9 protein-coding genes are annotated in these 11,424 nt (G+C 75.0%); 4 read left to right on the top strand and 5 right to left on the bottom strand.

The features are described from left to right. Positions 1 to 36: 36 nt before the first annotated feature. The gene (locus tag CLV52_RS11030; RefSeq protein WP_133766385.1) at positions 37 to 2,274 is read right to left on the bottom strand and encodes an LLM class flavin-dependent oxidoreductase; all 2,238 of its coding nucleotides are present in this window, start codon (positions 2,272 to 2,274) and stop codon (positions 37 to 39) included. 65 nt (positions 2,275 to 2,339) lie between these two features. Between CLV52_RS11030 and CLV52_RS11025 the strand changes: the two genes are divergently transcribed. After that, the gene (locus CLV52_RS11025) at positions 2,340 to 2,687 is read left to right on the top strand and encodes a winged helix-turn-helix transcriptional regulator (RefSeq protein ID WP_246018082.1); all 348 of its coding nucleotides are present in this window, start codon (positions 2,340 to 2,342) and stop codon (positions 2,685 to 2,687) included. Positions 2,688 to 2,764: 77 nt separating this feature from the next. On the opposite strand, the gene CLV52_RS11020 is transcribed toward CLV52_RS11025, so the two are convergent. From CLV52_RS11020 to CLV52_RS11005, 4 genes are all read right to left on the bottom strand, one after another. Further along, on the bottom strand, positions 2,765 to 4,741 hold the full coding sequence (locus CLV52_RS11020; protein WP_133766384.1) for an ABC transporter ATP-binding protein: 1,977 nt from the start codon (positions 4,739 to 4,741) through the stop codon (positions 2,765 to 2,767). After that, positions 4,738 to 6,474 carry an ABC transporter ATP-binding protein gene (locus tag CLV52_RS11015; RefSeq protein ID WP_133766383.1) on the bottom strand — a complete coding sequence of 579 codons (1,737 nt, stop codon included), beginning with the start codon at positions 6,472 to 6,474 and terminating at the stop codon, positions 4,738 to 4,740. Before CLV52_RS11015 ends, CLV52_RS11020 begins: the two co-directional genes overlap by 4 nt. Before the next feature lie 65 nt (positions 6,475 to 6,539). Beyond that, positions 6,540 to 6,908: a DUF2255 family protein gene (locus tag CLV52_RS11010; RefSeq protein ID WP_133766382.1), complete on the bottom strand. Its 369-nt coding sequence runs from the start codon at positions 6,906 to 6,908 to the stop codon at positions 6,540 to 6,542. Beyond that, positions 6,905 to 7,810, bottom strand: a complete 906-nt coding sequence (locus CLV52_RS11005; protein ID WP_133766381.1) for an NADP-dependent oxidoreductase — start codon at positions 7,808 to 7,810, stop codon at positions 6,905 to 6,907. The genes CLV52_RS11010 and CLV52_RS11005 overlap by 4 nt, the downstream gene beginning before the upstream one ends. 96 nt (positions 7,811 to 7,906) lie before the next feature. Here CLV52_RS11005 and CLV52_RS18735 point away from each other — a divergent pair, with 96 nt between their 5' ends. The 3 genes from CLV52_RS18735 to CLV52_RS10990 all read left to right on the top strand — a co-directional run bounded on the left by CLV52_RS18735 (position 7,907) and on the right by CLV52_RS10990 (position 11,401). Continuing rightward, complete coding sequence (locus tag CLV52_RS18735; protein WP_211342681.1) at positions 7,907 to 10,006, top strand: ADP-ribosylglycohydrolase family protein; 2,100 nt, start codon at positions 7,907 to 7,909, stop codon at positions 10,004 to 10,006. A gap of 20 nt (positions 10,007 to 10,026) precedes the next feature. Then, positions 10,027 to 11,043, top strand: a complete 1,017-nt coding sequence (locus tag CLV52_RS10995) for an NADP-dependent oxidoreductase (protein WP_133766380.1) — start codon at positions 10,027 to 10,029, stop codon at positions 11,041 to 11,043. Between the two features lie 148 nt (positions 11,044 to 11,191). Beyond that, positions 11,192 to 11,401, top strand: a complete 210-nt coding sequence (locus CLV52_RS10990) for a hypothetical protein (RefSeq protein WP_133766379.1) — start codon at positions 11,192 to 11,194, stop codon at positions 11,399 to 11,401. The last annotated feature ends 23 nt before the right edge of the window (positions 11,402 to 11,424 follow it).

Raw genomic sequence — 11,424 nt, 5'->3', positions numbered from 1 at the left:
GCGAGGCTAGCGGCGGGCACCGTCGCCGCCAGCGGATCAGGCGACCGCGGACTCCTCCCGCTCCTCGGGCGCGATGAAGAAGTTGTCGCGGAACAGCGCGGCCGGGTCGTACGTCGCCTTGAGCGCCCGGAGGCGCGCGAGGTGCGCCGGCGGGAAGGCGCGGGCGACGACCTCCGGACCGGTGTCGGACTCGAAGCTCAGGTACATGCCGTCCAGGACGGGCAGCAGCTCGCGCCAGCGCGCGTCGAACTCGGTGTCCGGGCTGCCGAACGCGGCGACGGTGAAGTTCGCGTCGCGGCCCGCGAAGGCCGTCGCCGCCGCGGGGACGTCGGCCACCGCGCCGCCGAGGGCGCGCAGCGAGAAGAAGTACGACGAGCCCGAGTCGATGAGCGCCGCGAGCGCGCGACTGACGGCCGGGGTGAGGTGCGGGACGTTGCCGGAGTGCGACCGGGGCTCGCCCCGCCCCTGCTGCGGGGCGTCGCTCACCATCGCCCGCATCAGCCCGGCGTAGGAGGTGAGCGCGACGGACGAGTCGACGAGCGGCGCGATCGCCGCGAATGGCTGCAGCCCCTCGAGGACGGTGTCCGGGTCGTCGTGGTCGACCACGAGCATCGCCTGGGCGCTGCGGCCGCCGCGGCCGATGATGATCTCGCCGGTCACGCTGCGGTCCGCGGCCTCCATCGCTGCGCCCCAGCCCTCGAGGAACGCGGCGGTGTCCGCCACGTCGAAGGCGAGCTGCGCGAAGGCGATCGTGCCGACCCGCGCCGCCTCGAACTCGAACGCGACGGCCACGCCGAAGTTCGCGCCCGCCCCGCGCATCGCCCAGAAGAGATCGGGATGCTCCGTCGCGGTCGCGCGGACGAACGAGCCGTCGGCGAGCACCACCTCGACGGCGCGGATGCGGTCGATCGTCAACCCGTGCTCGCGGGCGAACCAGCCGACCCCGCCGGCGGTCGCGAGCCCGCCGACGCCCACCCCGCCGTAGTCGCCGCTCGTGATCGCCAGCCCGAGCGGCTCGAGCGCCTCCGCGACCTCCACCCAGAGGGCGCCGGGCTCGATGCGCACGAGCCCGGCTGCCGCGTCGAGCACCTCGATCGAGCGGAGCGTGCCGACGTCGACGACCAGGCCGTCCCGATTCAAGGACCGGCCGGACAGCCCGTGGCCCGCGCTGAAGATTCCGAGCGGGAGGTGTCGGTGGCGGCCCGCGAAGCGCACCGCCTCCTGCACCTCCTCCACCGTGCGGGGCCGGAGGATCAGGCCGGGTGCACCGCCGCGCAGGTAGCTCGACGTGTACCGCGCGTACCCCTGGTCGCCGGGCTCCACCGCCGTCTCGGCGAGCGCGGCGGGCAGGCCGTCGTACTCGATGCCCGGCCGCCGCTTCGCGAGCGCGACCGCGCCGCGGGCGCGGCCCGCCGTCGTGCCGCGCTCGGCGCGTACGGCGCCGACCTGCTCGCGGACCGCGGGCACGACCTCCGTCGCGAAGCGCTCGAGGGCCGCCGTGTCATCCGTCGGGAGGATGAACGTGCTGATGCCGTCCTCGAGCGCGAGGGCGACGAGCTCGTCGGCGCCCGTGTCCGCGTCGATGTTGAGGAGCCGGACGACCTCGCGCGGATCGCGGCCTGCGGCCTGCGCGGCCCCGTCGATGATCGCCTGGCCGCGGGCGAGGTCGCCGGGCTGCAGCCAGGGGAGCGAGGGGAGCCAGCCGTCGCCCTTCGTCCCGATGAGGCGCAGCATCCGGGGGCCGCGCGCACCGACCCAGATCGGGATCGCGTGGGCGGGCGCGGGCCCGCGCTTCGCGCCGTCGACCCGGTGGAGGTCGCCGCCCGCGCGCAGCACCGACCGGTCGGCGGCGTCCCAGCGGCCGCGGATCACGTCGATCGCCTCCGACAGCGCGCTGACGCTCTCGCCGGGCGTCAGCTTCGGCACGCCCATCGCCGCGATCGCGTCCCAGAAGCCGCCCGCGCCGAGGCCGAGCTCGACCCGACCGCCCGAGAGCAGGTCGAGGCTCGCGGCCGAGCTCGCGAGCACGGACGGGATGCGCAGCGGCAGGTTGAGCACGTTGCCCGAGAGGTGGATGCGCTCCGTGCGCGCGGCGACCCAGGACAGCAGCGTCCACGTGTCGAGGAAGGCCGGCTGGTACGGGTGGTCCTGGAACGTCACGAGGTCGAGCCCGACCTCCTCGCTCCGCACCGCGAGGTCGACGACCCGCTGCGGCGCCGTCGCCGACGGCGTGATGAAGGAACCGAACCGGAGGGGGTGCCCGTAGTCGACCATGCCCGCCAGCATCGGCAGGGGTTCGCGATGCGTCAACGACGGCGTAAGTCGCTTACGATGGAGAAGTGACTGGAGCGGATCGGACCCTGACCGGCTGGGAGACCGTCGACGACGAGCAGTGCCGCCGGGCGACGTCGATCGTGGAGCTCGTCGGGCGGCGGTGGAGCAGCGGGATCATGCTCGCGCTGTCCCGCGGCGCCACCCGCTTCAGCGAGATCGTCGCGACCGTCGACGGGCTGTCGGACCGGATGCTCGCGGTGCGCCTCAAGGAGCTCGAGCACGGCGGCCTCATCGACCGGCTCGTCGAGCCGACCACGCCCGTGACCGTGCGGTACCGCCTCTCCGCGCGCGGCCGCGACCTCCTCGCGTCCCTCCAGCCGCTCCAGGAGTACGGCCGCCGCTGGGAGCCCTGATCCCCGCCGCCGGTGGTCTGGAGGCCGGCTTCGCTCGCACCTCGACCACCGTGGGTCTGGCGGTCGAGCCGAGGGCGTCAGTCCTCGATCGCGGCTGCGAACTGGGCCTCGTAGAGGCGTGCGTAGGCGCCGGTCGCGGCGAGCAGTTCCTCGTGCGTGCCCTGCTCGACGATGTCGCCGTGCTCCATGACGAGGATCAGGTCCGCGTCGCGGATCGTGGAGAGCCGGTGCGCGATGACGAAGCTCGTCCGGTCGCGTCGGAGGGCGCTCATCGCCTGCTGCACGAGCAGCTCGGTCCTCGTGTCGACCGAGCTCGTCGCCTCGTCGAGGATCAGCACCGACGGCCGCGCGAGGAAGGCGCGGGCGATCGTGATCAGCTGCTTCTCGCCCGCCGACACGTTCCCGCCCTCGTCGTCGAGCAGGGTGTCGTACCCGTCGGGCAGCGCGTGCACGAAGCGGTCGACGTACGCCGCGCGGGCGGCCGCCTGGATCTCGTCCCCCGTCGCGCCGGGGCGCCCGTACGCGATGTTGTCGCGGATCGTGCCCGCGAACAGCCACGTGTCCTGCAGCACCATGCCCATCCGCGACCGGAGGGCCGAGCGCGCCATGTCCGCGACGTCGACGCCGTCGAGGGTGATCCGGCCGCCGTCGACCTCGTAGAACCGCTCCATCAGCCCGACGAGCGTCGTCTTGCCCGCGCCCGTCGGGCCGACGATCGCGATCGTGCTGCCCGGTTCGGCGACGAGCGACAGGTCCCGGATGAGCGGCTTCTCCGGGTCGTAGGAGAACGCGACGTGCTCGAACGCGAGCCGGCCGGCCGGGTGCTCCGGCACGATCGCGGGCGACGGGTCCGGCGACTGCTCGTCCGCGTCGAGCAGGTCGAACACCCGCTCCGCGGATGCGACGCCGGACTGCAGCAGGTTCGCCATCGACCCGAGCTGGCTGAGCGGCTGCGTGAACTGCCGCGAGTACTGGATGAACGCCTGCACGCCGCCGAGGGACAGCGACCCGCCCGCGACGAGCACCCCGCCGACGACCGCGACGACGACGTAGACGAGGTTCCCGATGAACATCGTCGCCGGCATGATCAGGCCGCTGACGAACTGGGCGCCGAAGGAGGCGCGGTACAGCTCCTCGTTCTTCGCCTGGAAGTGCTCCGCGACCTCGCGCTGCCGGCCGAAGACCTTCACGAGCGCGTGGCCGCTGTACGCCTCCTCGATCTGCGCGTTCAGCGCGCCGGTGCTCGTCCACTGCTGCACGAACAGCGGCTGCGACCGCTTCGCGATCCGCGTCGTGACGAACACCGTCAGCGGCACGGTGATCAGCGCGACGACCGCGAGCACCGGCGAGATCACGAACATCATGACCAGCACGCCGATCACGGTGAGTACCGAGTTCACGGCCTGGCTCAGCGTCTGCTGCAGCGACTGCTGCACGTTGTCGAGGTCGTTCGTGACGCGGCTCAGCAGCTCGCCGCGCGGCACGCGGTCGAAGTAGGCGAGCGGCAGCCGGTGCAGCTTCGCCTCCGCGTCCGCCCGCAGGCCGAACACGGTCCGCTGCGTGATCGCGTTCAGCAGGAAGCCCTGGAGGAACGAGAACAGCGAGGCGACGAGGTAGAGCCCGAGGACGAGCATGAGCAGCATGCCGAGGGCGCGGAAGTCGATGCCGTGCCCCGGGTCGATGGGGAGCGGCCGGAGGAGGTCGGCGCGCGCGCCCTCGCCCTGCCGCTCGAGCTGCGCGAGGACCTCCGCCTTCGTCGTGCCCGGCGGCAGGTCCTTCGAGAGCACGCCGGCGAACACGAGGTTCGTCGCCTCGCCGAGCAGGCGCGGCCCGAGCACCGTCAGCACCACGCTGATCACGCCGAGCACGAGGACGACGGCGACGCCGACCCGTTCGGGCGCGAGGCGGCCGAGCAGCCGCCGGGCGGACGGACCGAACCGCATGGCCTTCTCGGCGGGCATGCCCATCCCCATGCCGCCGGGCCCGCCGCGCCGGGCACCGGGCGGTGCCGCGCTGCGGGCCGCGACGGCGGGCTGCGGGCGCGTGCCGCTCATGCGGACGCCTCCTGCGCGGCGAGCTGGCTCGTGACGATCTCCGCGTACTCGGGGGAGGTGCGCAGCAGCTCCTCGTGCGTGCCGGTCGCGACGACCCGGCCCGCCTCGAGGACCACGATGCGGTCGGCGCCCGTGATCGTGGAGATGCGCTGCGCGACGACGATCCGCGTCGCGTCGGCGAAGTCCCGGTCGAGGGCGGCGCGGAGGCGCGCGTCCGTCCCGGTGTCGAGCGCGGAGAACGCGTCGTCGAAGACGAGGATCGGCGGCCGCTTCACGAGCGCCCGCGCGATCGCGAGCCGCTGCCGCTGGCCGCCGGACACGTTCGTGCCGCCCTGGGCGATCGGCGCCTCGAGCCCCTCCGGCATGGCGCGCACGAAGTCCTCCGCCTGCGCCGTGGCCAGCGCCGCCCAGAGCTGCTCGTCGGTCGCGTCCGGGTCGCCGTAGCGGAGGTTCGACGCGACCGTGCCGCTGAACAGGAACGCGCGCTGCGGGACGAGCCCGATGCGGGACCACAGCAGCTCGGGGTCGAGCTGCCGGACGTCGGTGCCGTCGACGACCACCGTGCCGCCGGTGGCGTCGAAGAGGCGGGGGAGCAGGTTCACGAGCGTCGTCTTGCCCGCGCCGGTGCTGCCGATGATGGCGACGGTCTCGCCGGGACGGGCGTGCAGCGAGACCTCGTGCAGGACCGGCTGCTCGGCGCCGGGGTAGGCGAAGGCCGCCGCGAGCAGCTCGACCGTGCCGTCAGCCGCGGCGATCGGCTGCGGCGCCTCGGGCGCGAGCACGCTCGAGACGGTCTCCAGCACCTCCCCGATCCGCTTCGCGGACACGTTCGCCCGGGGCAGGATCACCGCGAGGAACGTGGCGAGCATCACCGCCATGAGGATCTGGACGAGGTAGCTGAGGAACGCCGTCAGCTGGCCGACCTGGAGGCTGCCGTCGTCGATGCGGAAGGCGCCGAACCAGATGACGGCGACGCTCGAGACGTTGAGCACGAGCATCACGAACGGGAACATCACCGCGAACCAGCGGCCGGCGCGGACCGCGGTCTCGGTGACCGCGCGGTTCGCCTCCTCGAACCGCGCCGTCTCGACGGGCTCGCGCACGAAGGCGCGGATGACGCGGATGCCGGTGAGCTGCTCGCGGAGGACGCGGTTCACGCCGTCGATCCGCACCTGCATCAGCTCGAACTGCGGCGACATCCGGGAGATGACGAGCCCCACCCCGAGCAGCAGGACCGGCACCGCGACGACGACGATCCAGGAGAGCCCGACGTCCTCCCGCAGTGCGAAGACGATGCCGCCGACGGCGAGGATCGGCGTCGCGACGAGCATGGTGCACGTCATCAGCACGAGCATCTGCACCTGCTGCACGTCGTTCGTGGTGCGGGTGATGAGCGACGGGGCGCCGAACCGGGCGACCTCCCGCTCCGAGAACGCACCGACCCGGTCGAACACCGCGAGCCGCACGTCCCGCCCGAACGCCATCGCGGCGCGCGAGCCGAACCACACCGCGACGACGGAGCACGCGATCTGCGCGACGGTGACCACGAGCATGACGAGGCCGACCCGGAGGATCGTGCCGGTGTCGCCCTTCGCGACGCCCTCGTCGATGATCGTCGCGTTGAGGCTCGGCAGCGCGAGCGAGGCGATCGACTGGCCGGCCTGGAAGACGACGACGCCGGCGATCAGCGTCCAGTACGGCCGGAGGAAGCGCACGAGCACCCGTCCGAGCACGGCTCAGCCCCTCTCCGTCGTCGGCACCCGCCCACAGTAGGAACCGGCGCCGACACGGGCAAGCGTCAGGCGAGCAGCCGCAGCGTGGCCGCCCACGACTCGGGGGAGACGACCGGGTCGACGTACTGCTTCGGGTAGTGGTCGTACTTCGCGTGGTACGCGGCGTCCACCGCCTCGTGCTCGTCGGCCGGCACCTCCTCGAAGCGCACGTCCTTCCTCACGCCGCCCGCGTCGACGCGGCCCTCGTGCGTGGCGAGCGCGCGCCGGAACCAGCCGTTGCCGCGGCCGTACGCGGACCGGACGTAGAGCGCGTCGCCCGCGCGGACCGCCCAGATCGTCACCGCGGGACGCAGCGTGCCGTCCTCCCGCCGGGCCGCGATCCGCAGCTCGTCCGCGGCGCCGACGTCGGCGAGCTCCTGCTCGGTCCAGGTCATCGGTCGATCTCGACCACCGCGCGGCCGCGGACGTGGCCGAGCTCGCTGAGGCGCTGCGCCTCCGGCGTCTGGGCGAGCGGGAAGGTCTGCTCGACGATCACGCGGAGGTCCCCGGAGTCGAGCAGCCGGGACGCCTGCTGCAGCGCGGCGCTCTTGTCGCCGCCGCCGGAGGTGAACCGCACGCCGAGCTCGGCCGCCCGGCCGTCGGCGATGGTCACCACGCGGCTCGGGTCGCCGGTGAGCTCGATGAGCTGCGGGAGGACGCCGGCGCCGGCGAGGTCGGCTGCGACGTTGACCTCGGCCACCGCGAGCTCGCGCACGCGCTCGACCCAGCCCTCGTCGTAGGTCGTGGCGAGGGCGCCGAGCGCCTCGACGTACTCGAGGTTCGCGGCGCTCGCGGTGCCGATGACGATGAGCCCGTCCGCGCGGGCGAGCTGGATGAGCACGGTGCCGACGCCGCCGGCCGCGCCCGAGATCACGAGCGTGTCGCCGGCGCTCGCGTGGACGGCCTCGAGCACGCGGACCGCGGTGTCCATCGGGACCGGCGTCGCGGCGCCCTCCGCGAACGACACGTGGCGGGGCAGCGGAGCCCAGTCGGTCAGGACGGCGTGCTCGGCGAAGGTGCCGCGTCCGGAGCCGAACACCCGGTCGCCGACCTCGACGCCGGTGACGCCCTCGCCGACCTCGTCGACGACACCGGCCGCGTCGAGCCCGACGATCGCCGGGGCGGCGAGAGGCTTGCCGCCGCTGAATGCGCCGGACCGGATCTTCCAGTCCGCCGCGTTGACGCCGCCGGCGTGCACCGCGATGCGGACCGTGCCGGGTCGCGCGTGCGGCTCGTCGACCTCCGTGATCTCGAGGACCTCGGGCCCGCCGTACTGCTCGTACACGACTGCGCGCATGCCGACATCCTGCCGTGCGTCGCCTGGGCGGCGCGCCGGGCCCGCTGCCCCGCGGGTGCGCGCGACACGCCAGAGTCGGGGTGTGGCGGAGCGCCGATGAGCAGCACGACGGACGACCGCGCCGCGGGCGCGGTGCTGGGCCTGGCGGTCGGCGATGCGCTCGGCCGCGGTGGGAGCGGCTGGGGCGCGGCGACGGCTGCGGCGGTCCCCGTCCTGACCGCCGTCGCTGCGGGCGAGTCCCTGACGGACGAGTCGACCCAGGACCGGGTCGTCGCCGCCTGGGCGGACCTCGTCGAGGACGGGGAGGACCTCGGCGCACCGACGACCGCCGTCCTCCGATCCCTCCGGGAGCCGACCGCGGCCGCGGCCCGGGGCGCCGCCCGCATCGTCACGGGCGCGGACGACGGCGGCGCGCTGCTGCGGACCGCGCCGGTCGCGCTCGGCTTCCTCCCGTCGCCGACCGCGAGCGGCCTCGCCCGCAGCGCGGCGCGCATCGCCGCGCTGACGCAGCCGGATCCGGAGGTCGGCGAGGCGTGCGCCCTGTGGTCGGCCGCGATCCACCTGGCCGTCCGCGCGGGGGAGCTCGACCTCCGCGGCGGCCTCGGTGTGCTGCCGGAGGACCGCCGCGCGATCTGGTCGGCGCGCGTCGACGCGGCGGAGGCGGGCGACGAGCCCGAGCACGGCGCGGTCGGGCTGCTGCAGGCGGCGTGGTCGGTCGTGCGGTCGACGCCGGTGCCGGACGAGCGGCCCGGGGCGCACCTCCGGGCGGCGCTCGAGGCCGCCGCGCCGCTCGGGCCGTCCGTCGCCGCGCTCGCGGGGTCCCTCCTCGGCGCCCGCTGGGGCGCGTCCGCCGTCCCGGCCGCCTGGCGCCGCGCGCTGCACGGGTGGCCCGGCCTGAGCGCCGAGGACCTGACCCGCGCCGCGGTGCTCGCGGCGAACGGCGGCCTCGGCGACGGCACGGGCTGGCCCGCCGTGGACCGCGTCCGCCCCGTCGGGCCAGGCGTGCTCGTGCCGCACCCGCACGACGACGGCGTGCTGCTCGGCTCGCTCGCGGCGCTCGACGACCTCCCGCCCGACGTCGACGCGGTCGTCGCGCTGTGCCGGATCGGCCGGCGGCAGACCGATCGCGAGCGGGTCGCGTTCTGGCTCGTCGACCAGCCGGGCCGGAACCCGAACCTCGACCTGGTGCTTCAGGACGCCGTGGACACGATCGCGGCGCTGCGCGCGGAGGGCCGGCGGGTGCTCGTGCACGGCGCGGAGGGCCGCAGCCGCACGCCGGCCGTCGGCGCCCTGTACGCCGCGGTCCACCGCGGCGTCGCGCCCTCCCGGGCGCTGGAGGACGTCGCTGCCGCGCTGCCCGACGCCGCCCCGGCGCCGTTCCTCGAGGAGGCGGTGCTGCGCATCGGCGAGGCCTTCGCCGCCGAGCCCCCGAAGCGGCTGCTGCTCGTCGACCTCGACACCGCCGTGATCGACCTCGCGTCCGGCGTCCGGCGGCTGCCCGCCTCCGCGCAGGTCGGCCGGCCCGACGAGACGCCGGGGATCATCGGCCTCGCCGACCCGCTCCCCGGCGCGATCGCGGGGTTCGCCCGGCTCGCGGAGGTCTACGACGCGCGCCTCCTCGCACCCCCGCCGTGGCCCGGGTCGTCGGCGTGGCAGCAGCGGCTCGACTGGGTCGCCCTCCACTTCGGCGCCCTCGAGGCCGACGACGCCGGCAGGCCGAACCCCGCCCACCGGCGCCTCGTGCTCGCCGATCGGGCGGTGCTGCCGCGGGACGCCCTCCTCGTCGACGGCGGCCAGGACGGCCGCGGAGCGCAGGACGCGGACGGCTTCCCGGGCGAACGGGTGCGCCTCGGCGACCCCGCCGTCGCGGACTGGGCGGCACTCGTCGACCACCTCGTCGCGCCGGAGCGGACCGGTCGCCGGGCGTCCGCGACCGCGCCCGCGCGTTCGCGCGACCGCACCGCGGGCCGGCCCGCGCTCACCGCGTGGCTGCTCGAGTCGCTCCGCGTGCACGCCGGTTCGGCGTCGCCGGTCCAGGTCGCCCGGGACGTCCAGCGGCTGCACGGCGACGAGCTCCGCCGCGCGGGCGACCTCGAGGTGACGTGGCAGCACGACCTCCGCCGGATCGCCGCGCATCTGCGGGAGGAGGGCCGGCTCGCGCCGTCCGCGGACGGGCTCTGGCGTCTCGCGAGGTAGGGGCGGCGTAGCGTCGCGGCGTGACCGACAGCACGCAGATCCACCTCGCCCGCCGTCCGACCGGGTGGCCCGGCCACGACGACTTCCGCACCGTCGTGGTCCCGCTGCCCGAGCTGCAGGACGGCGAGGTGCGCGTCGCGAACGAGCTGATGTCGGTCGACCCGTACATGCGCGGGCGGATGAACGCGGGCCGCAGCTACGTGCCGCCGTTCGAGCTCGGGGAGGCGCTGACCGGCGCGGCGCTGGGCCGGGTCGTCGCGTCCCGCGCGGACGGGTTCGCGGAGGGCGACCTCGTGCAGCACGACCTCGGCTGGCGGGACGTCGCGCAGGCGCCGGCGCGGAGCTTCCGGCGCGTGACGGAGCAGGAGGGCGTCCCCGCCTCCGCGTACTTGGGCGTGCTCGGCGGGACGGGCTTCGCCGCCTGGCTCGGGCTCACCGACATCGCTTCGGTGCACGAGGGCGACGTGGTGTTCGTGTCGGGCGCCGCCGGCGCGGTCGGCTCCGCCGCCGGGCAGATCGCGAAGCTCAAGGGCGCCTCGCGCACGATCGGGTCCGCGGGCGGGCCGGAGAAGGCGCGCCTCCTGACCGAGCGGTACGGCTTCGACACGGCGCTCGACTACCGGGCCGCCCCGATCCGGCAGCAGCTCGTGGCCGCGACCGGCACCGAGCAGGGCGAGGGCATCGACGTCTACTTCGACAACGTGGGCGGCGACCACCTCGAGGCGGCGCTGGAGGTCTTCAACGACGGCGGTCGCGCGGCGCTGTGCGGGTCGATCGCCACGTACAACGACGAGCACCGCGCCCCCGGTCCGGACAACCTGTTCACCATCATCACCCGCGGGCTGACGCTGCGCGGCTGGACGACCCCGAACCACCTCCACCGCTGGCCCGACTTCGTCGCCGAGGTCGGGCCCTGGGTGCGGGACGGACGCATCGTGTCGGACGAGACGGTCCGCGACGGGCTCGACCACGCCGTCGACGCGTTCCTCGACCTCATGCGGGGCGGCAACGTCGGGAAGATGCTCGTCCGCCTCTGACCGGGGTCAGCGGCGGCCGCCGGCCACGAGCACGCCGGCCGTCGCGAGCGCCGGTGACCGCGGCGATGCTGCCGCCCCTCGATGCGGGGGTCGGGCGGCGGCGCGCCTGACAGGGCGCCGCGCAGCGCCCGCCGCTACCGTGACGCCCATGAGCCGCCCCGCCCGCATCGCGTTCCTCGTCCTCGGGCTGATCGCGCTGGTGACCGGCGCGGTCTGGACCGGTCAGGGGCTGAACCTGATCCCCGGCAGCTTCATGACGGGGGACCGCACCTGGCTCGCGATCGGCCTCGTCGTCGCCATCGTCGGGATCGTGCTCATCGTGCTCGCGCTGCGGAGGCGCCGCCGCCCGACCCGCTGACGGGGACGTTCGCCTCGATCTCA

The sequence above is a fragment of the Amnibacterium kyonggiense genome (genome assembly GCF_004364555.1).
Lineage (GTDB): Bacteria > Actinomycetota > Actinomycetes > Actinomycetales > Microbacteriaceae > Amnibacterium > Amnibacterium kyonggiense.
Note: the sequence above shows the minus strand (reverse complement) of the source record. Positions and strands in the feature narration are given on the sequence as shown.

Coding starts and splice junctions, on each gene's coding strand:
- CLV52_RS11030 (WP_133766385.1), bottom strand. CDS start 2,274: ATGGTCGACTACGGGCACCCCCTCCGGTTCGGTTCCTTCATCACGCCG.
- CLV52_RS11020 (WP_133766384.1), bottom strand. CDS start 4,741: ATGAGCGGCACGCGCCCGCAGCCCGCCGTCGCGGCCCGCAGCGCGGCA.
- CLV52_RS11010 (WP_133766382.1), bottom strand. CDS start 6,908: ATGACCTGGACCGAGCAGGAGCTCGCCGACGTCGGCGCCGCGGACGAG.
- CLV52_RS11005 (WP_133766381.1), bottom strand. CDS start 7,810: ATGCGCGCAGTCGTGTACGAGCAGTACGGCGGGCCCGAGGTCCTCGAG.
- CLV52_RS18735 (WP_211342681.1), top strand. CDS start 7,907: ATGAGCAGCACGACGGACGACCGCGCCGCGGGCGCGGTGCTGGGCCTG.
- CLV52_RS10990 (WP_133766379.1), top strand. CDS start 11,192: ATGAGCCGCCCCGCCCGCATCGCGTTCCTCGTCCTCGGGCTGATCGCG.